Annotated in this window: 21 protein-coding genes and 2 tRNA genes; 8 read left to right on the top strand and 15 right to left on the bottom strand. The window is 35.2% G+C overall.

Translation table 11 applies throughout. The features are described 5' to 3' along the window. Positions 1-72 precede the first annotated feature (72 nt). Complete coding sequence (locus ACXX8U_RS05360) at positions 73-627, bottom strand: fasciclin domain-containing protein (RefSeq protein WP_458564942.1); 555 nt, start codon at positions 625-627, stop codon at positions 73-75. Between the two features lie 222 nt (positions 628-849). Between ACXX8U_RS05360 and ACXX8U_RS05355 the strand changes: the two genes are divergently transcribed. Then, positions 850-1,395: an ExbD/TolR family protein gene (locus ACXX8U_RS05355; protein ID WP_458564941.1), complete on the top strand. Its 546-nt coding sequence runs from the start codon at positions 850-852 to the stop codon at positions 1,393-1,395. Between the two features lie 321 nt (positions 1,396-1,716). Here the strand turns inward: ACXX8U_RS05355 and rpsA are convergent, their stop codons facing one another. The 4 genes from rpsA to porQ all read right to left on the bottom strand — a co-directional run bounded on the left by rpsA (position 1,717) and on the right by porQ (position 7,073). Continuing rightward, entirely contained in the window at positions 1,717-3,492 is a 1,776-nt protein-coding gene (rpsA, locus tag ACXX8U_RS05350) for a 30S ribosomal protein S1 (RefSeq protein WP_210790290.1), read from the bottom strand. 376 nt (positions 3,493-3,868) lie between these two features. Further along, positions 3,869-5,245 carry a nucleoside permease gene (locus tag ACXX8U_RS05345; RefSeq protein ID WP_458564940.1) on the bottom strand — a complete coding sequence of 459 codons (1,377 nt, stop codon included), beginning with the start codon at positions 5,243-5,245 and terminating at the stop codon, positions 3,869-3,871. 75 nt (positions 5,246-5,320) lie between these two features. After that, a complete protein-coding gene (gene cmk, locus ACXX8U_RS05340; RefSeq protein WP_458564939.1) occupies positions 5,321-6,016 on the bottom strand; it encodes a (d)CMP kinase in 696 nt (231 codons plus the stop codon). Positions 6,017-6,050: 34 nt separating this feature from the next. After that, complete coding sequence (gene porQ, locus ACXX8U_RS05335) at positions 6,051-7,073, bottom strand: type IX secretion system protein PorQ (RefSeq protein WP_458564938.1); 1,023 nt, start codon at positions 7,071-7,073, stop codon at positions 6,051-6,053. Positions 7,074-7,256: 183 nt separating this feature from the next. Here porQ and ACXX8U_RS05330 point away from each other — a divergent pair, with 183 nt between their 5' ends. Beyond that, the gene (locus ACXX8U_RS05330; protein ID WP_458564937.1) at positions 7,257-8,063 is read left to right on the top strand and encodes an alpha/beta hydrolase; all 807 of its coding nucleotides are present in this window, start codon (positions 7,257-7,259) and stop codon (positions 8,061-8,063) included. 91 nt (positions 8,064-8,154) lie between these two features. Here the strand turns inward: ACXX8U_RS05330 and lon are convergent, their stop codons facing one another. Next, on the bottom strand, positions 8,155-10,605 hold the full coding sequence (lon, locus tag ACXX8U_RS05325) for an endopeptidase La (protein WP_458564936.1): 2,451 nt from the start codon (positions 10,603-10,605) through the stop codon (positions 8,155-8,157). A 285-nt stretch (positions 10,606-10,890) separates the two neighbouring features. Between lon and ACXX8U_RS05320 the strand changes: the two genes are divergently transcribed. Genes ACXX8U_RS05320 through ACXX8U_RS05305 form a run of 4 tightly spaced genes read left to right on the top strand, consistent with a single transcriptional unit; the run spans position 10,891 to position 13,770 of the window. After that, positions 10,891-11,445: an RNA polymerase sigma factor gene (locus ACXX8U_RS05320; protein ID WP_458564935.1), complete on the top strand. Its 555-nt coding sequence runs from the start codon at positions 10,891-10,893 to the stop codon at positions 11,443-11,445. Next, on the top strand, positions 11,442-11,978 hold the full coding sequence (locus ACXX8U_RS05315; RefSeq protein ID WP_458564934.1) for an anti-sigma factor: 537 nt from the start codon (positions 11,442-11,444) through the stop codon (positions 11,976-11,978). The genes ACXX8U_RS05320 and ACXX8U_RS05315 overlap by 4 nt, the downstream gene beginning before the upstream one ends. Next, positions 11,962-13,023 carry a hypothetical protein gene (locus ACXX8U_RS05310; protein WP_458564933.1) on the top strand — a complete coding sequence of 354 codons (1,062 nt, stop codon included), beginning with the start codon at positions 11,962-11,964 and terminating at the stop codon, positions 13,021-13,023. The genes ACXX8U_RS05315 and ACXX8U_RS05310 overlap by 17 nt, the downstream gene beginning before the upstream one ends. A 12-nt stretch (positions 13,024-13,035) precedes the next feature. Continuing rightward, positions 13,036-13,770: a head GIN domain-containing protein gene (locus ACXX8U_RS05305; protein ID WP_458564932.1), complete on the top strand. Its 735-nt coding sequence runs from the start codon at positions 13,036-13,038 to the stop codon at positions 13,768-13,770. Positions 13,771-13,801: 31 nt separating this feature from the next. Here ACXX8U_RS05305 and ACXX8U_RS05300 read toward each other — a convergent pair whose 3' ends face one another. The 6 genes from ACXX8U_RS05300 to ACXX8U_RS05275 all read right to left on the bottom strand — a co-directional run bounded on the left by ACXX8U_RS05300 (position 13,802) and on the right by ACXX8U_RS05275 (position 23,335). Beyond that, a complete protein-coding gene (locus ACXX8U_RS05300) occupies positions 13,802-15,130 on the bottom strand; it encodes an MFS transporter (RefSeq protein ID WP_458564931.1) in 1,329 nt (442 codons plus the stop codon). A 169-nt stretch (positions 15,131-15,299) separates the two neighbouring features. Continuing rightward, the gene (locus ACXX8U_RS05295) at positions 15,300-16,112 is read right to left on the bottom strand and encodes a M48 family metallopeptidase (protein ID WP_458564930.1); all 813 of its coding nucleotides are present in this window, start codon (positions 16,110-16,112) and stop codon (positions 15,300-15,302) included. Positions 16,113-16,201: 89 nt separating this feature from the next. Continuing rightward, positions 16,202-18,598: a glycoside hydrolase family 31 protein gene (locus ACXX8U_RS05290; protein ID WP_458564929.1), complete on the bottom strand. Its 2,397-nt coding sequence runs from the start codon at positions 18,596-18,598 to the stop codon at positions 16,202-16,204. Positions 18,599-18,672: 74 nt separating this feature from the next. Further along, entirely contained in the window at positions 18,673-20,580 is a 1,908-nt protein-coding gene (gene glgB / locus ACXX8U_RS05285) for a 1,4-alpha-glucan branching protein GlgB (RefSeq protein WP_458564928.1), read from the bottom strand. Between the two features lie 57 nt (positions 20,581-20,637). Beyond that, entirely contained in the window at positions 20,638-21,918 is a 1,281-nt protein-coding gene (locus ACXX8U_RS05280; protein ID WP_458564927.1) for a glucose-1-phosphate adenylyltransferase, read from the bottom strand. Then, a complete protein-coding gene (locus ACXX8U_RS05275; RefSeq protein WP_458564926.1) occupies positions 21,908-23,335 on the bottom strand; it encodes a glycogen synthase in 1,428 nt (475 codons plus the stop codon). The genes ACXX8U_RS05280 and ACXX8U_RS05275 overlap by 11 nt, the downstream gene beginning before the upstream one ends. Before the next feature lie 185 nt (positions 23,336-23,520). Between ACXX8U_RS05275 and ACXX8U_RS05270 the strand changes: the two genes are divergently transcribed. Together ACXX8U_RS05270 and msrB are read left to right on the top strand one after the other, a co-directional pair. Next, a complete protein-coding gene (locus tag ACXX8U_RS05270) occupies positions 23,521-24,396 on the top strand; it encodes an alpha/beta fold hydrolase (protein ID WP_458564925.1) in 876 nt (291 codons plus the stop codon). A 10-nt stretch (positions 24,397-24,406) separates the two neighbouring features. Then, positions 24,407-24,796 carry a peptide-methionine (R)-S-oxide reductase MsrB gene (gene msrB, locus ACXX8U_RS05265; protein WP_458564924.1) on the top strand — a complete coding sequence of 130 codons (390 nt, stop codon included), beginning with the start codon at positions 24,407-24,409 and terminating at the stop codon, positions 24,794-24,796. 65 nt (positions 24,797-24,861) lie between these two features. Here the strand turns inward: msrB and ACXX8U_RS05260 are convergent, their stop codons facing one another. The 3 genes from ACXX8U_RS05260 to ACXX8U_RS05250 form a co-directional block, all read right to left on the bottom strand. Continuing rightward, positions 24,862-26,487: an amidase gene (locus tag ACXX8U_RS05260; protein WP_458564923.1), complete on the bottom strand. Its 1,626-nt coding sequence runs from the start codon at positions 26,485-26,487 to the stop codon at positions 24,862-24,864. A gap of 161 nt (positions 26,488-26,648) precedes the next feature. Beyond that, positions 26,649-26,734, bottom strand: a tRNA-Leu gene (locus ACXX8U_RS05255). Between the two features lie 12 nt (positions 26,735-26,746). Further along, positions 26,747-26,819 (bottom strand) — tRNA-Phe (locus ACXX8U_RS05250). Positions 26,820-26,838 lie beyond the last annotated feature (19 nt).

Here is a 26,838-nt window from a genome sequence, read left to right as displayed (position 1 = left end):
TATTGCACAAAAAAGCCCTGCATTTGGCAGGGCTTTTAAGACTAACAAACATATTAACCTTAAACTTGATTATTATTGTTTTGGCAACACTACTGTATCAACAACGTGAATTACACCATTTGATTGGTTTACATCAGCAATTGTAACTTTTGACATGTTTCCGTTTTCATCAGTGATGTACAAATCTTTACCTTTCATCCAAGCTGTTAATGTACCACCGCTTACGGTTTTCACGATAGCTTTACCGTTTCCTGCTTTAATTGCTTTAGCAATATCAGCAGCATTCATTTTTCCTGCAACTACATGGTAGGTCAAAATAGTTTGCAAAGTTTTCAAATTTTCTGGTTTTAGCAAAGTATCTACTGTACCTGCTGGCAATTTCGCAAACGCTGCATTTGTTGGGGCAAAAACGGTGAATGGTCCTTTACTTTGTAATGTTTCTACTAAACCTGCTGCAGTAACTGCCGCTACAAGAGTAGTATGGTCTTTCGAATTTACAGCATTTTCAACAATGTTTTTAGAAGGATACATTGCTGCTCCACCTACCATTACTGTTTTTTGAGCGAAAGAAGTTGCTCCAAATACTAAGGCCATAAATGCGATTGATAAGAATTTTTTAGTTTTCATAAAATTTATTTTTGTTAAGTTATATAAAGTCATTTACGCACATTAAATGGTTTTGGTTTTGATTTTTTACGAATTTGACAAAACAAATTCACCAAGCCTTAATCTATAAGGAGTTACAGATTAAAAATTTTGTAAAATTATTCTGCAAGAATGATTTTTTTGTATCTTTATTTCAATTGAAACACGATTTTGCTACTAATATCAATTTAAATCAAAACGATTATGGAAGATTTCAACCCGAATAGCGAAAAGAAACTTAAAAAAATTAGAAGCAAAAAACTAGAATCAAGAGTTGACCTCACTGCAATGGTTAGCGTATCTTTTCTTTTGATAGTGTTTTTTATGGTCACTATTGATTTGGCAAAGCCGAAAAGTATAAGTTTGGGTTTACCTGATAAGAATCCAGAATGGGATGGTAGAACAAATTGTGGATCAGGCACAGACATTCGCATGATTACCATTTTACTAGACAATAATAACAGGCTAGTAAGCTACCATGGCCTTTTAGGCTACCCTACTGAAAAACCCAAAACATTATCTTACGATGAAAATGGAATTCGAAAAGAATTGCAAAATAAAAAACGTTTAATTCAAGAGATTTACGGTGATCCATCAAGAGGACCAATTGTGATTATTAAACCAAGTAAAAAATCAAACTATAAAAATCTAGTTGACATTTTAGATGAAATGGCTATTGCCAAAATTGACACTTATAGTATCATAGACTATTTTACACCCGAAGAATCTCAATTATTAAGAGCTAATTAGACTGCGGCTCATTAAAAAGAGATTTACTGCTAAAAAATAAAACACAAATTACACAGATTTACACGAATGTAAATTGGTACAATTCTGAGTAAATTTTAACGTTGAATGAATACCAAATAGGTGAAACTTATAAAGAATTTATGTACTGCAAACGAATTCCCTAGCCCTGATAGCAGCGTAAATCCTTTTATGAAGCTTTTAGCCTCTGGCCAGAAGCTTTATAAAAGATTGGAGCGAATAGCAGGATTAGCTCCTATAAAAATTAAAGCACAAAAAAAGTCCCACATTGCTGTGGGACTTTCTATTTTAAAAAACGGAGAATTATTTTTTCTCTGATTTTTCCATTTTTGCTTTCAATGCAGCTAACATATCATTGTTATCTCCTAAAGTTGCAGCTGGTGCATTAGTAGATGAACCTGAATTGTTTTCTGAAGCTGATTTCACATTTTTCTCTTCTTCTTCACGGAAGATAGCAGTGTGAGATGCAACTACTCTTTTGAATTCTTTATTGAATTCGATTACTTTGAAATCAGCAGTATCGCCTTTTTTCAATTTCTTTCCGTCTTCTTTTTCAAGGTGACGAGTTGGAATGAAAGCAACGATATCATCTCCGAATTCTACAGTAGCTCCTTTGTCAACAATTTCAGAAATTTCACCATTGTGGATAGTTCCTACAGCGAATGAATCTTCGTACTGATCCCAAGGGTTAGCAGTAGTTTGTTTGTGACCTAAAGATAATTTACGTCCGTCAACATCCAACTCTAATACTACAACGTCAAGTTTTTCACCAACGTTTACGAATTCAGATGGGTGTTTGATTTTCTTAGTCCAAGATAAGTCAGAGATGTAGATTAATCCATCAATTCCTTCTTCCAATTCTACGAAAATTCCAAAGTTTGTAAAGTTTCTAACGATACCTGTGTGCTTAGAACCTACTGGGTATTTAGCAGTGATATCAGTCCAAGGATCTTGAGACAATTGTTTGATACCTAATGACATTTTACGGTCATCTCTATCTAAAGTTAAGATAACAGCTTCAACAACATCACCAACTTTCACGAAATCTTGAGCTGAACGCAAGTGCGTAGACCATGACATTTCAGAAACGTGGATTAAACCTTCAACACCTTCAGCAACTTCGATAAATGCACCGTAATCAGCGATTACAACTACTTTACCGTTTACTTTATCACCAATTTTCAAATCAGCATTTAAAGCATCCCATGGGTGAGCGTTTAATTGTTTCAATCCTAATTGAATTCTTGTTTTCTCATCATCGAAATCAAGGATTACAACGTTCAATTTTTGATCTAATTCAAGAACTTCAGATGGGTGGTTGATTCTAGACCAAGAAAGGTCAGTAATGTGAATCAATCCATCAACTCCACCTAAGTCAATAAACACACCATAAGAAGTAATGTTTTTAACAACACCTTCTAATACTTGTCCTTTTTGTAATTGACCAATGATTTCTTTTTTCTGGATTTCAATATCCGCTTCAATAAGCGCTTTGTGAGATACAACTACGTTTTTGAATTCGTGGTTAATTTTCACAACTTTGAACTCCATCATTTTGTTTACGTATACATCGTAATCTCTAATTGGCTTAACATCAATTTGAGATCCTGGTAAGAACGCTTCAATTCCGAAAACGTCAACGATCATACCACCTTTAGTTCTGCATTTAACAAAACCATTAACGATTTCACCTGTTTCGTTAGCCGAAATAACTCTATCCCAAGATTTGATAGTACGTGCTTTACGGTGAGATAATACTAATTGACCTGTTTTATCCTCACGGATGTCAATTAATACCTCAACAGTATCACCTACTTTTAATGCTGGGTTGTAACGGAATTCATTCAATGAAATTACACCTTCAGATTTAGCGTTGATATCAACGATAACGTCTCTATCTGTAATTCTTACAACTGTACCTTCTACAACTTCTTCTTGATCAGTTGCAATAAAAGTTTTAGAAACTAATTCTTCAAACTCTAATAAGTTTTTTTCATCAACAGCATCAATACCTTCTTCGAAATTGTGCCAGTTAAAATTTGCTAAAAACTCTTCTTGTGATTTTACTTGTTCAGACATGCTGATTAAAAATTTGTATTCTGTATTTTCTCGAGTTTCATAATGTGATAGAAAACAGCAGAAGTTGTTGGTATAATTTACTACAACCCAATGGAAACTCTTATTCACCAAAAGGTGTGCAAAAGTAACACATTAATCTTAAACCACAAAACTTTAGGCAAAAGTTAATCATTTGACTATCAGGAGCGAATAAATTGGCTTTTTTTGCGGAGAAAGTTCCCGCTTTCCGCTCTATCTTTTACAGTCCTTTCCCTTCGCTGCGGCGAACTGCAAGTCCTGAAAAAGGATGCCGCTGCAATCGGGGCTATTGAGGAAATTAGGGCATTTCTGGAATAAAAAAACCCGATACAAAATGGTATCGAATTTTGAATTTATTTTAGTGACTAATTTGCTCTACATCTTCTGGATTATGCTTGTGCTTGAATAAAACCGCAAAAGCTATTGCAATTGCTAGTGCGTACAGTGCAAAAGCCAACCAAATCGTATGCCAATCTTTCATTTGTATAACCGAATCAAAAAGACCGTCTGTTCCTATTGTTTTGCCCTGACTAGTAACAAACTCAACCATTTTTGCATTAGTAGGTTCCGTTTGTAAGAAACTAGCTAAATCAGCAGTTCCTGTAAATGACTTTGTAAAATATTTATCAATAGCCCAACCTGAAGTAAAACTTCCTAAAACCGCTCCTACTCCATTGGTCATCATCATAAACAATCCTTGCGCTGACGATCTGTTTTTAGCATCAGTATTCGTTTCAACAAATAAAGATCCTGATATGTTAAAGAAATCAAATGCCATTCCGTACACAATACAAGACATAATAATCATCCACAAACCACTTGTTGGATCTCCGTAAGCAAACAACCCAAAACGCAATACCCAAGCCAACATACTAATTAACATTACTTGTTTGATACCAAAACGCTTCAAGAAAAACGGAATTGCTAAAATAAACAAGGTCTCAGAAATTTGAGAAATCGACATGATAATTGTAGAATATTCCACTACAAATGAATCGGCGTATTTAGGAAAATGCTTGAACTCATCCAAGAAAACATCTCCGTAAGCATTTGTTAATTGCAAAGCGCCTCCTAAAAACATAGAGAAGATAAAAAACAAAGCCATTTTATAATTTGCAAACAATTTAAAAGATTCTAATCCTAAAGTTTCCATTAAAGAAGCATTCTCTTTAGACAATCGTTGTGGTTTACATGGTGGCAAAGTAAAGGCGTACAAACCAAGTGCTACCGCTGCTAAACCTGCAATGTAGAATTGATAGGCCGTTGCTTTATTTCCTGTTAAGTTGGTGATCCACATTGCTGCGATAAAACCAATTGTTCCATAAACTCGGATAGGCGGAAAACTCTTAACTACATCCAATCCATTTGTTTTTAATGCATTGTATGAAATTGAATTACTCAAGGCAATTGTTGGCATATAACAACACATAGCCAATAACATAATGTAAATAAAATTTTCAGGCGTAGTAACTTGCGGAATATAAAACAAAACCGCAGCGTACAATATATGTAACGCTCCATATAACTTTTCAGCATTGATCCATCGGTCTGCTAAAATACCCGTAAGCGTTGGCATAAATAAGGAAGCGATTCCCATGGTACTAAAAACCAATCCAAACTGAGTTCCCTCCCATCCTTTCGTTCCAAACCAATAATTTGCAATTGTAATTAACCAAGCTCCCCAAACAAAAAACTGGAGAAAACTCATTATTACCAATCTATTTTTAATTCCCATGAGATGAATTGTTTTATATACTTTAAAAAATTTACAAGGCGTAAATCTACTATTAAAAATGAAATCTGCAAATAATTATATGTTTTTAGTACGCTGTGCAACCAAATCTAAAACAACTGCAAATTGCTGCTCACGTGTCATAGCAGAATTATTTACTGATATGGCATCATCAGCCATTACTAAAGGCGAATCGTCTCTGTGTGTATCAATATAATCGCGCTCTTCCACATTTTTAAGCACCTCTTCGTAAGTTACTGCATCACCTTTTGCCACAAGCTCATCAAAACGTCGCTGCGCACGGGTACTTGCACTGGCAGTCATAAATACTTTCAGTTCTGCATCCGGAAAAACAACCGTACCAATATCGCGACCATCCATAACGATGCCTTTATTTTTACCCATTTCTTTTTGTTGCTCGACCAACTTGGCTCGAACTTCGGAGACTTCGGCAATCTTGCTCACAAAATTTGACACTTCTATGGTTCTGATTTCCTTTTCTACAAGTACGCCATTCAAATACATTTCGGCAAAACCCAAAGCGGGATTAAACTGAAACTGCAATGAAATATTTGGTAAATCATTCACAAGAGCAGCAACATCAAATCGAGCAGTTGTAATATATTCTTTTTGCATCGCGTAATAAGTCACCGCACGATACATAGCACCCGTATCGACATATACGTATCCCAAATGTTGCGCCAACTGTTTGGCCAAGGTGCTTTTTCCTGTTGATGAAAAGCCATCAATAGCAATAGTAATTTTATTTGTCAAAATAATTTATTTATTGATTGTTGAAACGATTGTTTTATTCATGAAAATTGATGGAGAGTCCAAAAAGACTCGTGTTTCCAGCAAGCGTATATCTTGAGTAGGAATAATTGAATTTGAGTTTGTTTAATTTGAGTCCAAAACCTACTGATAATCCCGAAAAATTACGCTGCTCTACAATTCGCAACTCCTCGGCTCGCCTAAAATTATATCCCAAACGCAGGTTGAAACCTCGATTAGGAAATAACTCTACCCCAGCGATTACGTGTCTTAATGCGTTGTTTACAAAAGAAACTTTTTCAGGAGTTGCCGTTCCATCAAATGATTGCTCTGCTCTTGCGGGGTTTGAAAAGGAAACATTCCACTGTTGTAAATTCTCTAATGTCAAATGCCAACGTATAGGAACATTTTCTAGCTCTTGTGAAACTCCAACTAAAATTTCTAATGGCAACTTTTCTCGAATACCATTATAGGTTGAAAATTGAGTACCGATATTTCGTATGGCTAACGCCCAATTTACATCATTGCGCTCGTCAATATACAAAGCCCCTAAATCTAAAGCGCCACCAAATGATTGGTAGGTTTCTAAACTTGAAGATATTAATTTAGCAATAGCGCCAATATGCAAATCGGTGTAAGGAACGTTATACGCATAACCCAATGAAAGCGCTACTTCGCTACCCGAAAACGACTCCGTTGGTTGACCTTGTTCATCATAACCTTCAAAACTACCATAATTGATGTAATTAATACCCGCTTGAAAAGTTTGAATGTGCCTGTCATAAGTGTAGGCATACGAAGCAGTACCGTAGGTAAGTTCTCCAAAATAACTTCCGTAATTTATGGCTAACTGATTGTGCATTTCTGGATTGATTGTAGCAGGATTGTAATGCGCCTGATTGACATCGTTATCATAAATAGTCAATACTTTACCACCCAATGCAGCTTGCCTTGGCGAGGCTACTAAATTCAAAAATTGATATACCGTTTGACCACCTATCTGTCCGATGGATGCGCTGCCGTAGAGTAACAAACTGGATATCATTAATTTTTTAAACATGTCTTAGGAGCGCAAAAGTACAAAAATGATAACGCTTGTGCGAAGATATTATTTTTTAGAAAAAGAAAAGTTTAAAATGATACAATTCAGTCTTTAAAATCGACAGTTGAGTAGGCTTTGTTTTGCAACGAATTATCCTCCTGCTACTTTTGACATGAAATTAAAACCTAAAACTCAACGACCATGAAAAAATTACTTATCAGCAGTTTATTACTTTTAGCAACAGTAGCCACGCAAGCGCAAATGGATGATAAATTTTACTATCCTAAAAAAGCAAAAACAATAACAATTGATTCTTTACAATTCAAGGAGCAAAATTATTTTATAGAAAAAGACACTATTAACACCATTGTTTTATCGCCAAAACAAAAAGCAAAACAAGCAGTAATACTTTATTTTCAAGGTGCAGGAGGCAATTGTATGAATTATGCAGGCTATGTAAAACCTTTGGTAAATGACGGATATACCGTAATCATGATCGGCATGAGAGGATACGGAAAATCAAGTGGTAAACCCACACACCTCAACATTGCATCAGATGCTCAAACTGTTTTTAATGAAATTCAAAAAAATCCCGACTTTAAAAACAAAAAAATCATCATTTACGGCGCATCAATGGGAACACAAGTTGCGGTGAATTTAACCAAAAACAACCAAGATAAAATAAGTGGATTAATTGTAGATGGCGTTATAAGCTCCTTTACAGAAATTGCGGTAAGTAAAACTCCCGAAGCACAACATCAAATGATTCGTACCTATGTAACTTCGCCTTATTCTGCTGCAGAAGATATCAAAAGCATACAATCAGTGCCTGTTTTGTTTATTCATTCAAAAACCGACAAAGACGTACCGTTTAGCCAATGCGAAACGGTTTTCAACAACACCAAATCAAAAAAAGAACTTTGGATTTACGACGGCGATCACCTACAAGCGCCAAAACTTTATCCTTCCGTTTTGGTAAAAAAAACAAATGCGCTCTTGAAGTTGTAGAATAAAATATGTATCTATGAAAAAATCCAAATTCAACACACTTTTAACTAGCTGTCGAATTTGGATTTTAAACTTTTAATTGAAAACGTTTTTACAACGTCTTGGCATTTTTAACTTTCTGATCGGTTAAAGCAAACTCAAGAACTTCGCTCATTTCCTTCACGTAATGAAATGTCAATCCTTGCAAATATTCTGGCTTGATCTCGTCAATATCGTTTTTGTTTTCGTGACACAAAATAATTTCTTTGATGTTAGCTCTTTTGGCTGCCAAAATCTTTTCTTTGATTCCGCCTACAGGCAATACTTTTCCACGTAATGTAATTTCGCCCGTCATTGCTAAATTTTTCTTCACTCTTTTTTGAGTAAATAAAGATACCAACGAAGTTAACATTGCGATACCCGCACTTGGTCCGTCCTTAGGTGTTGCTCCTTCTGGTACGTGTAAGTGAATATTGTATTTGGACAAAATTTCCGACTCTAACCCTAATAATTTTGTATTGGCTTTGATGTATTCTAGCGCTATTGTAGCTGATTCTTTCATCACCGTACCCAAGTTTCCTGTAATGGTCATGCTTCCTTTTCCAGGAGAAAGCAACGATTCTATAAACAAAATATCACCACCAACTGAGGTCCAAGCTAGTCCCGTAACTACACCCGCCACTTCATTGTTTTCGTATTTATCTCTTTCTAAACGTGCTACGCCAAGAGTTTTTACCAAATCTTCATCGGTTACTTTTTTATTGTACTCCTCTTCCATTGCCACTGATTTCGCAGCATTACGAATCACTTGCGCAATTTTACCCTCAAGTCCACGAACACCTGATTCTCTGGTATAGCCTTCCACAATTTTTTCTAATTGTTTTTTGCCAATAGTCAAATCTTTTGATGTTAATCCGTGTTCCTTCAACTGTCTCGGGAACAAATGCTGACGCGCAATTTCTACCTTTTCTTCAATAGTGTATCCTGACATTTTTATGATTTCCATACGGTCACGCAATGCGGGCTGAATTGCTGCCATATTATTTGAAGTGGCAATAAACATTACTTTTGAAAGATCATATCCCATTTCAAGAAAATTATCATAAAAAGAATTGTTTTGCTCTGGATCTAAAACTTCAAGTAATGCTGATGATGGATCACCTTGATGACTATTTGACAATTTATCAATCTCATCTAAAACAAAAACCGGATTTGATGTTCCTGCCTTTTTCAAACTTTGAATTATTCGACCTGGCATAGCGCCAATATAGGTTTTTCGGTGCCCACGAATTTCTGATTCATCACGCAAACCACCTAATGAAATACGAACATATTCTCTACCCAACGCTTCTGCAATAGAACGACCAATTGAGGTTTTACCTACACCTGGAGGTCCTGTTAAGCAAATTATGGGAGACTTCATATCATTTCGCAATTTTAAAACTGCCAAATGTTCAATCATTCTTTTCTTAACATCTTCTAAACCAAAATGATCACGATCTAGAATTTTTTGTGCTCTTTTTAAATCGAAATTGTCTTTAGAAAATTCATTCCAAGGCAAATCTAAAAACAACTCTAAATAATTGCGCTGAATACCAAAATCAGGCGCTTGCGGATTCATGCGGCGCATTTTCGAAAGTTCTTTTTCAAAATGTTTTTTGGTTTTATCATCCCATTTTTTCTTGAGGGACTTTTGAAGCATTTCGTCCATTTCTTCTTCTTGCGAAACGCCACCCAATTCCTCTTGAATGGTTTTTATTTGCTGGTGCAAAAAGTACTCACGTTGCTGCTGATCTAAATCAAAACGTACTTTAGATTGAATATCGTTTTTCAACTCGAGTTTTTGCAACTCAATATTCATATAACGAAGTGTTTCTAAAGCCCTGCCTTTCAACTCATTGATAGCCAACAAATCTTGTTTTTCTTGTACTAACAAGTTCATGTTCGAAGTCACAAAATTGATTAAAAACGACTGACTTTCAATGTTTTTAATTGCAAATGTAGCTTCGCTAGGAATGCTCGGGCTTTCTTTAATGATTTGGATGGCCAACTCTTTCATCGAATCTAAAATGGCTACAAATTCTGTATCATTTTTAGCCGGACGTTCTTCAGGAACTTCTTTAATTTGAGCAGTCATGTATGGCAACTCTTCAACGATATCTTCGATTTCGAATCGCTTTTTACCTTGCAAAATCACGGTTACATTGCCATCAGGCATTTTTAAAACACGTAAAATTCGGGCAACAGTACCTATTTTATGAATGTCATTTTTAGTAGGATCTTCATCTTCTTCATTGATTTGAGCCACAACACCAATCGTTTTTCCTGAAGCATTGGCATCGTTAATCAGTTTGATAGATTTGTCACGACCCGCAGTAATCGGAATAACAACACCTGGAAACAAGACCATGTTGCGCAATGGCAAAATGGCTAACAATTCCGGTAAAGCTTCGTTATTCATTTCCTCTTCGTCTTCAGGAGTTAAAAGTGGAATTAAATCTGCATCAGAATCAAATTCTTGAAGTGACAGATTGTCAATAGTAAGTATTTTATGATTTGACATATTATTATTTAAGTCTTTTTGTCATTAATTATTATAAAAGCGACACCAATTTGAGCTCTACACTTTTGAAAATTGCTTGAAAGCAAAGCAAAGACCTTCAAATTCGAATGTCCCTTAATGGTTCAATCACTATGCCAAAAGAACGTATCTTTCGGTTACAAAAAAAGCATCAATGCTATTTTAATCCATTTTAAAATTCAAAGTAAAGTCAATTACAATATTTTTTTAAAAAAGTGTAACAATACCAAATTTTCAAAGTCTCTTAAAATAACTAGCTAAAACTATTTGAATTCAAAAGAAAACCATATCGACGACTTGATTGCAAGTTGCAAACAAAACAATCAAAAAGCACAATTCGAAATTTACAATCGATATGCAAAGGCTATGTATAATGTAGCACACCGCATTGTAAAGGACAGTCATTATGCAGAAGATGTGATGCAAGAAAGTTTCTTGAAAGCCTTTACTAAAATTCACGATTACAAACAAGAAGTGGCTTTTGGAGCTTGGCTCAAAAGAATAGTTGTCAATCGAAGTATTGATTTTTTAAAGAAAAACAATGTTTTTAAAACAGAAGATTTTGAAAATACCATTTTCAAATTAGAAGATCAAACTGAAAATTGTGTCGATATAGCCGAATTTAAAGAGCTAAAAGTAAAACAAATTATAGACTGTATTGGAACACTCAAATACAATTATCAAGTGGTATTGAGCTTGCATTTTATTGAAGGTTACGACCAAGAAGAAATTAGCGAAATCCTGCATATAAGTTATGCCAATGTGCGAACCACATTGAGTAGGGCAAAAGAAAATTTAAGAAAAAAACTGGAGGAATTATGAAAAAGGAAAATGAAAATTGGAAGGAATTATTTGAATCTTGGCAAGACGAATGGGATGTAACTCCTTTACCAGAAGGTCACGAGAACAGATTCAAAAACAAACTAAAACAAAAAAAATCGTTTAAAAAGTATTTGATTCCGTTAAGTATTGCTGCTTCACTATTGCTACTCATGACAATCACACTTTTTAATAAAGCAGAACCGCCAACGCCCAACTTACATTTTGCATCTCAAGAAACCAAGCAAACCGATTCGATTTTTACAGTAATAATCAAAAAAGAACTAGATAAACTCAATGAAAAAGAATCACCTGAAAACAAAAAAATAATTGCCGATGCTTTACAGCAAATGAAAGTTCTTGATGCAGATTATGAAAAAATTATTCTAGAACTCGAGAAAAATGGCGAAAGCAAACCCATTTTACAAGCTATGATTGCCAATTTACAAACCCGAATTTCATTTTTACAAACGGTGCTTCAGCACATTGAAGAAAACGAACGAAAAATAAACATACCCGATGAAAAAACAATGTAAACTGCTTTTCCTACTGCTTTTTATTCCATTTTTAGCGCAAGCGACTTCAGATGATTTTGCACACAGTAAGCAAAAAAACATTAAAAAAGCGTACTACGTAAACGCTGATGCCACGGTAGCGATTGACAATTCGTACGGAAATATAAGCGTAACTACTTGGAATCAAGATATCATCGAAATTGATGTTTTAATAAAAGTAAGTGGGGATAATGAAAAATATGTAAACCAGCGAATTGATAATATTTCAGTTGCTATTACAGCCTTAAAAAATTTAGTAAGTGCCAAAACTATTCTAGAAAACACTTCTTACAGCGGAAAAAGTAAAAACAACAACTTTGAAATTAATTACACCATTAAAATTCCCAATAAAGGCGGTGTTAAATTAGTAAACAAATACGGTTCTATATTGGTTGCCGATATCAATGCTGATGCCGATATTACTTGCAAATACGGAAAAGTGACGATGGGGAAAGTTTCAGGGAATAGTGAATATAATTTAGAGTATTGTTCTAATTCTAGCATGAGTTCATTGCGAAATGGAAAAATACAGGCGAAATATTCGAGTATTAAAATCGCTGAAGTTGGCAAACTGGATATAAATACCGACTACACTGATGTAGAAATTACCAACGCTGACATGATCAGATACGATTGCACGTATGGCAAAATCAAATTTGATGCAGTTCAAGTTCTTGAAGCTACAGGAAATTATTTAACCATCCGTCTTGGCGAAGTGTCCAACGCCTTAAAACTAGCTACACAATACAGTTCATTAACAGTACAAAACCTTTCTGCAAAAGCCAATAATGTTAGCATAAAAGGCGATTACACTGGAATTAATTTAGGATATCACCCTAATTATGCATTTGACTTTGATGTTAATTTAAGATATGCTAATTTTAAATATTCATCTGATTTAGAAATAGATAACAAAGAAGAAGTTTCAAATAATAAACGCTACGAAGGCTTTCATAAAAAGCGAGGACAAAACACAATCACAATTATATCCGGATACGGAAATGTTGCATTAACACAAAACCAATAAACAACAATAACTATGAAAAAGACAAAACAATTAGCACTTACTTTTGCCATTTTGGCTACCTCTTTTGCGCAAGCGCAATGGTCTAGCAAAGGAAAAATAACAGGAAATGGCAACGTAATTACCCAACAAAAAACTACTGCAAGTTATGATGGAATTGCTGTAACAGGCTTTTTTGATGTGGTTTTAGTCGAAGGAAAAGAAGGGAACATCACCATAAAAGGCGAAGAAAATTTACTAGAATACATCAACATTTCAGTTGAAAATAATCAATTGAAGATCGCTTCCGAAAAAAACAAATACATCAGCCCAAGTAAAGGAAAAGAAATTATCATCACAGTTCCTTTTGAGTCCATTTCAAAGGTGGCAATGACCGGATCAGGTGATGTTACCACAAAAAGTCCTATTGAATCAAAATCCTTTCAAGTCCAATTAACCGGTTCTGGTGATATGAATTTAGATGTGCGTGCTACCAATGTTGATGTAACTTTAACTGGGTCTGGCGATATCAATTTAAGTGGTTCTTCTTCTGAAATCACCACTGTTTTAAGTGGTTCAGGCGATATCGACACTAGCAAGCTAAAAACACAAACTGCCGATGCAACCGTTTCAGGCTCTGGAGATACTACCGTTTATTGCACCGAAATGATTCGTGCGCGCGTTTCAGGATCGGGTGATATTCAATACAAAGGTGACCCAAAGAAAAAAGATACTAAAGTAAATGGCTCTGGCTCAATTTCTAAAGCTTAGTAAAAAATATTTAAAATTATAGCAAGGTGTTTTAGTTATCTAAAGCACCTTTTTTTGGCACTTTATTTAACAGAACAATCGCCGTTAGAAAAAACAACGCTAAAATTACGATTGCTGTTCTAGGACTTCCTGTAACTTGATCTACAACACCGTAAACAATCATTCCAATTACAATTCCTATTTTTTCGGCTACGTCATAAAAACTGAAAAATGAAGCTGTGTCTTCTGTCTCCGGCAACAATTTAGAGTACGTGCTGCGAGACAAAGACTGAATTCCGCCCATTACCAATCCAATACAACCTGCCATGATATAAAATTCTGTAGGTTGTGTAATGAAATAAGATAAGGCACATAAAACCAACCAAATGCTATTGATTGCAATCAAAGTTGGAATATTACCAAAACGACCTGAAGCTTTTGAGGTTAAAAAAGCGCCCAAAACTGCTACTAACTGAATCAATAAAATACATATAATTAGCCCAATGGTTCCCTCCTCTTTTGTACTCCATTCTATTTCTTGCGCACCAAAATAGGTTGCTACCAACATCACCGTTTGAACAGCCATACTTGACACGAAAAAACTTCGCAAGTAGCGTAACAGCGGAATATTTTGTTGCAGTAACTGCCAAACTTTTTTTAATTCTTTGAAGCCGTTAAAAACAACTGCTTTACTGATTTTTTGATTTTTAACAGCACTCCCTTTCGGTAAAAAGTAATAAGAATATTGACTAAATAAAACCCACCAAACACCCACCATCACAAAAGAATAACGCATGGCTTTCATGGCTGCCTCGCCATCGGTTCCTGTAATGCCAAACAATTTTGGCTTCATGATCATTCCAAGATTGATGACTAATAAAATCACACTGCCTACATAGCCCATTGAATACCCTTTGGCACTAATGCTATCTTGTTGCTCCGGAAAAGCAATATCTGGCAAATACGAGTTGTAAAATACCAAACTACCCCAATAACCGATCAAACCCAAGAAATAAAACAATAAACCGGTATAAATGGAATCCAAATTAAACCAATACAATCCCATACAAGAGAGTGCGCCCATGTAACAGAAGAACTTCATAAACGACTTTTTGTCGCCTAAATAATCAGCTATTCCGGAAAGTAAAGGAGACAAAAACGACACAACTAAAAAAGCGAAGGCAGTTACAAAACTTATTAAGGCAGAGTTTTTTAAATGCAAACCAAAAACATCTATGTAATGATCACGCTCTGCAAAAAGTGCTTCATAAAAAATTGGAAATACCGCCGAAGCAATCGTTAAGGTATACACAGAGTTTGCCCAATCGTAAAATGCCCAAGCATTTAATAATTTCTTACTTCCTTTTTCAAGCTGTACCATAGAATTTTATTTACTGCACGAATTTATTTCTTTTTCACGTAACTCAAGCTTATTGCTGTAAAAATTTATCTAAAGATAACCTTCGAATTTCAGAAAGGTACTTCATGATACAAACGAAAAAAGGCTAACTGTACTCAGTTAGCCTTTAATATTTCTTAAAAAAATAAGATTATTTCAAAACTCCAACTTTTGCTGCAATAGCTTTAGCCTCTGGAATAAAAGCTTGTAAATTAGCTATACGAGTTGCATCAGATGGGTGCGTACTCATGAATTCTGGCGGTGCTTGGCCACCAGATTTTGCTGACATACGTTGCCAAAATGCAATTGATTGCTCTGGGTTGTATCCTGCAATAGCCATCAATGTCAAGCCAATTTTATCCGCTTCTGTTTCGTGGTTTCGGCTAAATGGCAACATAACACCAAATTGTGAACCTAAACCATAAGCCTGACCTATAATCTGCTGCGTTCTTTCACTTTTACCAGATACTCCTACAGCTATTACTTGACCTATAACCTCTTGAGCTTGTGCTGTACTCATACGTTGCGCACCATGATCAGCCAAAGCGTGAGATACTTCATGGCCCATTACGGTTGCTAATCCTGCATCATCTTTTGTAATTGGTAAAATACCCGAGTAAACTACAATTTTTCCACCTGGCATACACCAAGCATTAACCTCTTTGCTATCTACTAGTTTGTATTCCCACTGATAATCTTTTAAATACTGTCCTTGCCCCAAATAAGTTAAGTATTTTTCTGCTGCTGCTTTAATTCGGAAACCAATCGCTTCCACTTTTCTTGATTCAGCCGTACCTGTAATTACTTTATTTTCTTTCAAAAAAGTCCCGTATTGCTGAAATGAAGATGGGAATAATTGGCTATTCGGAACAAAATTAAAATTCTTTTTTCCTGTTATCGGATTAGTTGAGCAAGCTACTACAAGTGCAACTACTGCTATTCCTGCTATTAGATTTTTTTTCATGATATTTGGTTTTGATTGATTACAAAAATACAATTATTATCCACGCTCAATTTATACAATTAACAAAAAAAGTAACATCATTTTGTGCTTTAACCTTTGATATGTAAAACTGAAAAACCTTTTTCTACAAACAAAAATCCATTTTGAATGTAGATATCTGTCTGTAATGAAACAGCCACAGTATCTATTTCAATGGAACGAATTTCAAAAGGCAAACCAATTAAATTTATTTTGTAGTTCTTGTACGAGGTTTCAAATTTCCCGTCTTTATGTTGCTGAATCATAAGTTCGTTTTCTTTTCCAGTTAATTGAAAAGAGAGCAAACTGAACCTGCCTTTTTTATAATCGTAGCCATCTTGTGCGTCTTCATAAACCACTGATTTTTCTTTTCCATTTTTGAAATAAACGTCTAAAGTCAGTTCTTCAAAAGTCAGTTCGCCAATATATTGTTGTACTGGATATTTTGGAATAATAGCACCTGCTTTGACAAAAAGTGGAATCTGATCAAAATTAGTATCAATCCAAAGCTCTTTTCCGCCCGTTATTACTGTATTATTCCAGTAATTATACCACTGCCCACGCGGAATGTACAATCTTCGACCTAAAGCATTAGGTTCAAGTATTGGGCAAACCATAATTTGGTTTCCAAAAATAAATTCATCGTTACGGTAATGCGTTTGAATATCTTCTTGGTCAAAATAAACCAACGGTTTTAACATCGGAATTCCTTCTTTGATGTACTGCCAAAACATGGTGTACAAATACGGAAGCAATTGATACCTCAGATTGACAAATTTTCGAGTAATATTGAGAACTTCTTCATCAAAAGCCCAAGGTTCTTGATTTCCATGATCACCCGAAGAATGCGTTCTACAAAATGGATGGAAGACGCCCAATTGAATCCAACGCGCGTACAACTCCCCCGAAGGTTGCTCTGCAAAACCACCAATATCAGAGCCCGTGAAGCCCATGCCCGAAAGTGATAAACGCTGTACTTGAATATTAGCCAACCACAAATGCTCCCATGTTGCCACATTATCACCTGTCCAAGACGAGGTGTAGCGTTGCGCTCCTGCAAAAGCTGATCTGGTAATTACAAAAGGTCTTTTAGGATAAGCGTATCTTTTAACACCATGGTAAGTAGCACGCGCCATTTGGGTTCCGTAAATATTATGAGCTTTACGGTGACTGCAAGGGTTTCCGTCATAATCGTGACGTACATCCATAGGAAATGTTTTGTTTGGCACTTCCATAACAGCGGGCTCATTCATATCGTTCCAAACTCCTTTTACACCAATATCTGAAACCAGTTCTTTAAACAAAGTTGCCCACCATTCTCGCACCACAGGATTGGTAAAATCAGGAAAATTACATTCGCCAGGCCAAACTTTTCCCTTCATGTAGGGTCCATCGGCTCTTTTGCAAAAATAATCTTTGGCTAAAGCTTCTTGGTAAATGGCATATTCCTTATCGATTTTTATTCCGGGATCAATAATTACGATTGTTTTAAAACCATCTTCGGCAAGCTCTGCGACCATGCGCTTTGGGTCCGGAAAATGCGACTTGTTCCAAGTAAAACACCTGAAACCATCCATATAATCAATATCTAAATAAATCGCATCACAAGGAATTTTTAGCTCTCTAAAAGTCGCAGCAATCTCCTTGACATTGCTCTCCGGAAAATAACTCCACTTGCACTGATGATAACCCAAAGCCCACAAAGGCGGTAGTTCTGGCTTGCCCGTTAAATCAGTGTAAGTAGTAACCACATCCTGCATTTGAGGGCCATAAATAAAGTAATAATTCATTTCGCCACCTTCGGCCCAAAAACTAGTTACGTTGCGACGCTCATGGCAAAAATCAAAAAAAGTACGGAACGTATTGTCAAAAAAAATTCCGTACGATTGCTTGCTGTGTAAGCCAATATAAAAAGGAACTACTTTATACAAAAGATCTTGATCTTTTTGATAAGCGTATTGATCGGTAGCAAAATTTTCGAGTCGTTTTCCCTTCAAATTCATCTGAGTAGCTTTATCACCTAAGCCATAAAAACATTCTCCATCTCTAGAATTTTTACTCATTTTGACAATATTTCCGCCATATTCGTAACTTTCTTCCCAATGAAAACCGAGTTCATCTTCAAGAATTAAGTGATTGTTTTTGTCTAAAATAGCAACGCGCAAATCAGCTTTTTGAATAATGCAATTCACTTTACTCGTAGTAATACAATAAGATTGCTCCAATTCTTTAAATTCTAAAAAATTATATCCATGTGTATGACTTTTATCAATTGCATACGAAAAATCGGTACTAAAATATCCTTTTGTAGTATATCGAAATCGAATTAAACTATCACGGAGCACCGTAATTTTTAAAATAACATTATTCTCTGAATGAAAATAAAAAGAATCAACGTTTTGCTCTACTAAAATAATTTTTGACGGATAGGTATCTCCTTTGTACTCTAACGAAGTATTTGTAATCATGATCTGTGGTATTTTGACTAAAGCTAGTAAATCGAAAAGCCACTTAAGGTAAATTAAATGGCTTTGGATTTTATTTAAACAATTTTAAAAATAACTACACTTAAAGGCGGAAGTGTAATTGCAACCGAGTAATCTCTGCCATCATATGGAGTGGCTTCAATAATTAATTTTGAGGTATTCGAAACGCCACTGCCCGCGTATTGCGTGGCATCACTATTGAATATTTCTTGAAGTTTGCCAGTACGCGGCATACCAATTTTATAATCCTGACGAACTACTTGGGTAAAATTGCAAACTACAATTACATCCTCATTGGAAATTTTTCCTTTTCTAATAAAGGATAGTACTGCATTTTGATGATCAGAATAATTGATCCATTCAAAACCACTGCCCTCAAATTGTTTTTCATGAAGGGCTGTTTCCTTTTTGTACAAAGCATTTAAATCGGTAATGAGTTTTTTAATTCCCAAATGATTGGGTTGTTCGAGCAAATGCCAGTCTAAGCTAGCTTCGAAATTCCACTCTTTTTCTTGCGCAAATTCGTTACCCATAAAAAGCAATTTGGCTCCCGGATGCGCAAACATGTAACCGTATAACAAGCGAAGGTTAGCAAATCTTTGCCAATCATCGCCAGGCATTCTGCCTAAAATAGATTTTTTTCCGTAAACTACTTCGTCATGAGACAAGGGCAACATAAAATTCTCAGAAAAAGCATAAGTCATCGAAAAAGTCAAATCATTTTGATGGTATTTTCGATAAACGGTTTCTTTTTTGAAATAATCCAAAGTATCATGCATCCAGCCCATCATCCATTTCATTCCAAAACCCAACCCTCCGATAGATGTTGGTCGAGATACCATAGGAAAAGAAGTGCTTTCTTCGGCTATCGTTTGCACACCTTCGTAATTGGCATAAACAGCTTCGTTAAATTCTTTTAAAAAACTGATCGTTTCTAAATTTTCTCTTCCTCCATAAATATTAGGCTCCCATTCACCATCATTTCTTGAATAATCTAAATATAACATCGAGGCTACAGCATCAACTCGCAACGCATCAACGTGATAGTGATCTAACCAAAACAAGGCATTACTTATCAAAAAAGAAAGCACTTCGTTTCGTCCGTAATTAAAAACCAAACTTTTCCAATCAGGATGATAACCTTTTCTTCTGTCAGGATGTTCAAAAAGGTTCGATCCATCAAAAAAACCAAGCCCATGCGCATCATCAGGAAAATGTGATGGAACCCAATCTAGAATAACTCCAATATCGGCTTTATGCAATTCATTGACCAATTGCATGAATTCTTGTGGATTACCAAAGCGCGAAGTTGGCGCAAAATACCCAACCAATTGATAGCCCCATGAAGGATCGTACGGATACTCCATAATGGGCATAAATTCAACATGAGTAAAACCCATTTCCTTAACATACTGCACCAAATCCTGAGCTAATTCTGCATAGGATAAAAAACGATTGCCATCAACATGACGTTTCCAAGAGCCTAGATGTACCTCATAAACTGAGTAAGGTTTGTCTAAATTATTGTGTTTTGGTCTGTTTTTTATCCAATTATTATCGCTCCATTTGCACTCTAAATCCCAAACAATCGATGCTGTTCTAGGTGGATGTTCACAATAAAAAGCAAAAGGATCTGCTTTTTCTGCTACAACACCTCCATTATTTGATTCTATAAAATATTTGTACGCAGTTCCCTTTTGCACCCCAGGAATAAAGCCTTCCCAAATACCTGATGAATCCCAACGTACGAATAAAGAGTGCTCCCCTTTATTCCAGAAATTAAAATCTCCTATCACAGAAACTTGGCGTGCAGATGGTGCCCATACGGCAAAATAAACACCGGCCACACCATCGATTGTTGTGAGGTGCGCTCCTAATTTTTCATAAAGACGAAAGTGTTTCCCTGCTTTAAATAAATCAATATCAAAATCGGTAAAAAGAGAATGTGTTATAACTGTACTCATAAAAGGTGGATGTGCTGCTAACTAATTGTAAGTAAAAACTTTTTTTGCATTTATGATTTATCTAATCTCATAATTATCTGGGATTGTAACTCCTTTTTTAACTACAACAATTCCATCTTTAATTGCGTACAATTCATTTGAAAAATCGGCTAAATGAGCGCCGCCACTGATATGAACATCATTTCCGATGCGACAGTTTTTGTCAATTAATGCATTTTTCAAAAAACATCTTTCTCCAATGCCAACTAATTGTTTACCATTTGCTGCATCGTTATTCATGTCATCTATATTTTGATAAAAATCATTTCCCATAACATAGCAATTCTCAATTACTGTTCCTTCCCCAACTCGAGAACGAATCCCTATGACCGAATTCACAATTTCTTTGGCGTTTAAAATACAACCTTCAGAAATTAGCGAACGATCGACCATGGTTTTCTGAAATTTGGAAGGCGGTAATAAACGAGGTCTGGTAAAAATTTTGTTATCGTTGTCAAACAAATTAAATTTAGGTAAATCCTCAGTTAAACCAATGTTAGCCTCAAAAAACGAATCAATATTTCCAATGTCAGTCCAATATCCTTCGTACTGATAGCTTAATATTTTTTTGTTACCAACGGCTTGCGGAATGATCTCTTTACCAAAATCCTTGGTTTCTTTATTAGCCATGATATCAATAAGCAATTGACGATTGAAAATATAAATCCCCATTGATGCCAGGTAGTTTTTACCTTCTGATTTCATTTGGTCACTTACATCAGATTCCCAATCAGGTAATAATTCTTTCGCTGGTTTTTCAATAAACGATTCAATTTCACTAGCGCTATTGGTTTTTAAAATACCAAATTCTGGGGCATCTTTGGCATTTACTGGCAAGGTTGCAATAGTAATGTCTGCCTCGTTTTTGATGTGCTCCTCAACCATATCATTAAAATCCATTTGATACAATTGATCTCCTGAAAGTATCAATGCATAATCAAAATCATGATTTAAAAAATGCGGCATACATTGTCTCACCGCATCGGCTGTACCTTGAAACCATGTTGGGTTGTCTGGAGTTTGCTCGGCGGCCAAAATATCAACAAAAGCATGACTAAAAATACTGAAATTATAGGTGTTTTTTATATGCGCATTAAGCGAAGCTGAGTTGAATTGCGTAAGCACAAACATTCTGTAAATATCTGAATTCATACAATTAGAAATTGGAATATCTACTAAACGATACTTTCCTCCAATGGGAACAGCAGGTTTAGATCGTGTTTCAGTAAGAGGGAACAATCGGGAACCTTGTCCACCACCCAAAATAATGGCAATTACATTTTTCTTTTTAGCTTTCATTATGTGATATAATTAGGTTGTACATTTCTATATATTCTTGACAAACTCGCTCCCAAGAATGATCGGTTTGCATGGCTTTCTTTATTAATTGATTCAAATGCTTTTTGTCTTGAAATAAGTCTACCGCACGACCTATTGAGTAAACTATATCATCTGCCGATGCTTGGTCATGACAAATGCCATTACCATCATCGCCAAAATCAATAACTGTGTCCCGCAATCCTCCTGTTCTACGAACAATTGGAATGGTTCCGTATCTTAAGGCGTACATTTGATTTAAACCACATGGCTCAACTCTTGAAGGCATCAAAATAAAGTCAGAACCTGCATAAATTAAATGTGCTAACTCCTCATTATAACCTATAAAAGTATTGTAATTACCCTCAAATTCAGTTAAAAGTCCATTTAATTGTTGTTCAATAACTGCATTACCTGAACCTAAAATTAAGATATTAATAGATTTATAATGTGCATTTAACGATCGTGATGCAGCTTCAGGTAGTAAGTCCCCGCCTTTTTCGTCAAAAAGTCTGCCTATAAAACTGAATAATGGCTTTTCAGGGTCCAGATTAAAAAGGGAACATAATTTATTTTTATTTTCTTGCTTTCCTTTTTGAACAGTGGCCAAAGAATAATTTTTTGCCAGCATTACATCCTTAGCAGGATCCCAAACCTCAATATCTATTCCGTTCAAAATACCACGCGATTTAAATCTAACGGAGTTAAAAAGCGACTCTAATCCGTTAGCAAAATAATTTATTTCATTTAGGTAACTCGGAGAAACAGTTGTTACACCACCTGCGCATTTGACTGCCACAGCTAATGAATTGATACAATTGTCCCACTCTAAAAGCTTTACATGTTCTAAATCAAAAGGCGGTAAATAATACAATTTATCGAAACCAAATTGACCCTGATATAGCCCATTATGAATGGTAATTAAGGTAGATATTGACCGTAATTTGGCATATTTATGACAATGTAAGGTCATAAAAGGAATTAATCCTGTATGATGATCGTGACAGTTAAGCACATCTGGAATTTCAGCTCGACCTACAATCCAATCAAGAGTAGCTATTTGAAAAGATAAAAAACGCTCAATATCATCTTGATAGCCGTAAACTTGTTTTCGATCAAATAATTCAGGAATCTCAATCAGGTATAGTTCAAAACCTAATTCATTATCTATTTGTTTGAGCACACTAAACGGAAAATTAAAATGTCCCAAAGTTACATTGCCCCAATGTACACATTCAAACTGATTTTCGGTTCTAAATTTAGTATCATAACAAGGCATTACTACGCTAACTTGATGACCCGCATTACATTGATATTTCGGTAAGGCACCCACGACGTCTGCTAAACCACCTACTTTTGCAACGGGATAACATTCGGCACTGATATGAAAAATTTCCATCGTGATAAAATCGATTTGAATTATTAAAGTATTCCATTTTTAAACAAGCAATTTTTATAAGAAAGCTAAACCTAACAACTTTATATTTTTGTCTTTTCAACTACAGCTTAAAAATACTACTTTTATGTTTTTCTAAATTTAGTAAAAAAATACCAATAACTCGACCGACGTGAAAATTTAATAAAATGACAAAAAAAAGTTCTCCTGCTACTCAATCATTGAAAATTCCTAAAATTATAGTGGTCCCAACTAAATTAATCTCTTTATTATCTGAGAGATTGACAATACTTTTAATTGCGAAAATTTTTACTACACCAGTAAAACACAAAATTCCCAAAAGAGAACTTCAAATGCTGCAAAAAAGCGGTAAAAGAAAGCTATATATTCCCTCTTTGAATCAAGATATTCAACTTTATGAAAACGGTACATTCAATAAAAAAATCTTAATAGTTCATGGTTGGTCAGGCAGAGGGACACAATTGTTCAAAATATCAGATACACTACTAGCCGAAAACTATTCGACTATAAGTTTTGACGCCCCTGCTCATGGCGCTTCTGCAGGAAACTCAAGTTTGATGGGGGATTTCATTGAAACTATACTTGAAATTGATAAAACTATGGGGCCTTTTGATGCTATTATTGGACACTCATTAGGAGGTATGGCAGTACTTAATGCTATGAAACAAGGTTTAAAAGTAAAATGTGCTGTCGCTATTGGTAGCGGTGACATCATCGAAGAAGTGATAGAAAACTTTGTTAAAAAATTAGGTTTAAATTCAAAATATGTGCCTTTACTAATAGGGCATTTTGAAAAAAAACTAAGAACAAAAATGAGTGAGCATGCTGCATTTAAAGCCGCAAGTGCAATTAATGTCCCAGTATTAATTATTCATGACAAACATGATCCAGAAGTCCCTGTAAAAACAGCTCACCATATTTATAAGCATTTAAAAAAGGGAGAATTAGAACTTACAGAAAATTTAGGACATCGAAAAATACTGGGAAATGCTGGGGTAAACTCTAAAATTATTACATTTATAAAAAGTCAAGAACTCAACTAAATCTGCGATTATGAAATATGAAATAATAAAAACTGAGCAAGAATGGAAAGAACAACTTGGTGAAGAGCGTTTTCGCATTCTACGTTTAAAAGGCACCGAATATCCACATACAGGAATTTATAACTTGCACTTTGAAAAAGGAACTTATACCTGTGGAGCTTGTCATGAGCCATTATTTGAAAGTGATTCTAAATTTGATGCACATTGTGGTTGGCCTTCATTTGATGAATCGATTCCAGGAAAAGTACAATACATAGAAGATTCGTCACACGGAATGAAACGCACTGAGATTTTGTGTGCAAATTGTGGAAGCCACTTAGGACATGTTTTTAATGATGGCCCTACAAAAACAGGACAAAGATATTGCGTCAATTCTTTATCCATAGATTTTAAAGAATAAAAAAATCGTTGGCACTGCAGTTCTAATAAAAAAGGGTAACTAAATACCCTTTTTTTATTTATGACTTATTCTAAAAATGATTTTTTAAATGATGGCTTAACGCGTTTCTTGGTTGCTTGCTCAAATGCAAATCCTAATCCAATTAATTTACCCTCTTGATATGGAGTACTAAAAAATGATAACCCTACAGGTAAATCATAAACCTGTCCACAAGGAACCGTAATATGCGGAAAACCAGTAACAGCGGCAGGTGATGTAAGTGAGTAACTGCCCCATTTATCTCCATAAACAGTATCGATACTGCAAGAAGGCCCCATCGTTATACCACAAATTGCATCTAGCTTATTACTCTCAAAAACAGATTTTAAAAAAGATTTATTTTGAGCAGTACTAATTGATAAAGCTTCCGTATATTTCTTATCGGAGAGTGGCCCTTTTTCGTCAGAACTTTCCAAGGTTTCTTGCTTAAAATATGGCATTGCTTCCTTTTCATTACTCTTATTAAACGCTATGACTTCTTTTAAGTTTTTAACTTTAGCATTTGAAGATGATAAATACTTATTAACACCATCTTTAAATTCATACTGCAGTACTTCAAATTCAGATTGCCCGGTAGTATTAATTTTATCTAAATAATCTATCTCTACAACTGTTGCTCCTTGTTTCCTTAAAATCGCAATAGCATCATCCAACAAAGCATTAATAGCGGAATTTGTACCTTGCGGCTTCTTCTCAATACCTATTCGTTTCCCTTTGAGTGCATTCAAATCCAAAAAAGTAGTATAATCCTTTTCTATCTTCCCCTTACTTTCATTTGTAATAGTATCTAAAGGATCAAAACCTGTAATAGCTGAAAGTAGTATAGCTGCATCTTCAACAGTTCTTGCCATCGGACCGGCAGTATCTTGAGTTGCAGAAATAGGAATAATACCACTTCGACTAACAAGTCCAACAGTAGGTTTAATACCAACGATTCCATTTACAGATGAAGGACATACAATAGATCCATCTGTTTCGGTACCAATAGCTACAACACATAAATTTGCTGAAACTGCGGTACCAGAGCCAGCACTTGAACCACAAGGATTACGATCTAAAAAATAAGGATTTTTAGTTTGACCACCTCTACTGCTCCATCCACTACTAGATTGAGTGGAACGGAAATTTGCCCACTCACTTAAATTAGTTTTACCTATTATAACAGCGCCAGCTTCTCGTAAATTGCTAACAATAAAAGCATCTTTTTTGGAAATATTTCCAGCAAGTGCCAAAGCTCCTGCTGTAGTTTGCATTTTATCAGCGGTATCTATATTATCTTTTATCAATACAGGAATACCATGTAAAGGACCACGTTTTTTACCATTTTTCAACTCAACATCCATTGCTTTAGCAATTTCTAAAGCATCAGGATTGACCTCAATAACAGAATTTAATTTTGCACTATTTTTGTCAATTGCCTCAATTCTATTTAAGTACAGAGTAACTAATTTTTCAGAACTATAGGTGCCATTTTCGATTTTTTTTTGCAAACTAGAAATAGTTTCCTCATCCAATTCAAAATCAATCTCAAAGTCGGAACCGTCGTTTTTTTTTGTTTCATTTTTTGCACCATCAGAGCAACTTGATAGCAGAAGTGTACTTAATCCGGCCGAAGCTAAGGTAGCAGTTGTTAAGAAGGATCTTCTTTTCATTGTGGTTAATTATGTTATGTTAGATATAATTTTTTACTAATATACTGCTAATTGTAAATAAATTTTAGACATTTTTATATATTCCTAAAGAATCATCCTCTAAAACCGTCTAAACGCAAAAAACTCCCTACTTCATAGGGAGTTTTATTTTGTTGATTTAGTACTCAGAGCGGGACTTGAACCCGCACGAACATTGCTGTTCACTGGATTTTAAGTCCAGCGTGTCTACCAATTTCACCATCCGAGCGATGTTTGGTTGTGGTACCTCCAGGGATCGAACCAGGGACACATGGATTTTCAGTCCATTGCTCTACCATCTGAGCTAAGGTACCTTACTTGTAAAAAGTAAGT

The sequence above is a fragment of the Flavobacterium sp. GNP001 genome, from assembly GCF_054343775.1.
Note: the sequence above shows the minus strand (reverse complement) of the source record. Positions and strands in the feature narration are given on the sequence as shown.

What these genes read in the sequence shown, in the direction of transcription:
- ACXX8U_RS05355 (WP_458564941.1), top strand. Translation starts at nt 850, where the DNA reads ATGGAAGATTTCAACCCGAATAGCGAAAAGAAACTTAAAAAAATTAGA.
- ACXX8U_RS05360 (WP_458564942.1), bottom strand. Translation starts at nt 627, where the DNA reads ATGAAAACTAAAAAATTCTTATCAATCGCATTTATGGCCTTAGTATTT.
- ACXX8U_RS05260 (WP_458564923.1), bottom strand. Translation starts at nt 26,487, where the DNA reads ATGAAAAGAAGATCCTTCTTAACAACTGCTACCTTAGCTTCGGCCGGA.
- lon (WP_458564936.1), bottom strand. Translation starts at nt 10,605, where the DNA reads ATGTCAAATCATAAAATACTTACTATTGACAATCTGTCACTTCAAGAA.
- ACXX8U_RS05280 (WP_458564927.1), bottom strand. Translation starts at nt 21,918, where the DNA reads ATGAAAGCTAAAAAGAAAAATGTAATTGCCATTATTTTGGGTGGTGGA.
- glgB (WP_458564928.1), bottom strand. Translation starts at nt 20,580, where the DNA reads ATGAGTACAGTTATAACACATTCTCTTTTTACCGATTTTGATATTGAT.
- ACXX8U_RS05275 (WP_458564926.1), bottom strand. Translation starts at nt 23,335, where the DNA reads ATGGAAATTTTTCATATCAGTGCCGAATGTTATCCCGTTGCAAAAGTA.
- ACXX8U_RS05290 (WP_458564929.1), bottom strand. Translation starts at nt 18,598, where the DNA reads ATGATTACAAATACTTCGTTAGAGTACAAAGGAGATACCTATCCGTCA.
- ACXX8U_RS05345 (WP_458564940.1), bottom strand. Translation starts at nt 5,245, where the DNA reads ATGGGAATTAAAAATAGATTGGTAATAATGAGTTTTCTCCAGTTTTTT.
- ACXX8U_RS05315 (WP_458564934.1), top strand. Translation starts at nt 11,442, where the DNA reads ATGAAAAAGGAAAATGAAAATTGGAAGGAATTATTTGAATCTTGGCAA.
- ACXX8U_RS05305 (WP_458564932.1), top strand. Translation starts at nt 13,036, where the DNA reads ATGAAAAAGACAAAACAATTAGCACTTACTTTTGCCATTTTGGCTACC.
- ACXX8U_RS05295 (WP_458564930.1), bottom strand. Translation starts at nt 16,112, where the DNA reads ATGAAAAAAAATCTAATAGCAGGAATAGCAGTAGTTGCACTTGTAGTA.
- ACXX8U_RS05310 (WP_458564933.1), top strand. Translation starts at nt 11,962, where the DNA reads ATGAAAAAACAATGTAAACTGCTTTTCCTACTGCTTTTTATTCCATTT.
- porQ (WP_458564938.1), bottom strand. Translation starts at nt 7,073, where the DNA reads ATGTTTAAAAAATTAATGATATCCAGTTTGTTACTCTACGGCAGCGCA.
- msrB (WP_458564924.1), top strand. Translation starts at nt 24,407, where the DNA reads ATGAAATATGAAATAATAAAAACTGAGCAAGAATGGAAAGAACAACTT.
- ACXX8U_RS05330 (WP_458564937.1), top strand. Translation starts at nt 7,257, where the DNA reads ATGAAAAAATTACTTATCAGCAGTTTATTACTTTTAGCAACAGTAGCC.
- rpsA (WP_210790290.1), bottom strand. Translation starts at nt 3,492, where the DNA reads ATGTCTGAACAAGTAAAATCACAAGAAGAGTTTTTAGCAAATTTTAAC.
- ACXX8U_RS05270 (WP_458564925.1), top strand. Translation starts at nt 23,521, where the DNA reads ATGACAAAAAAAAGTTCTCCTGCTACTCAATCATTGAAAATTCCTAAA.
- ACXX8U_RS05300 (WP_458564931.1), bottom strand. Translation starts at nt 15,130, where the DNA reads ATGGTACAGCTTGAAAAAGGAAGTAAGAAATTATTAAATGCTTGGGCA.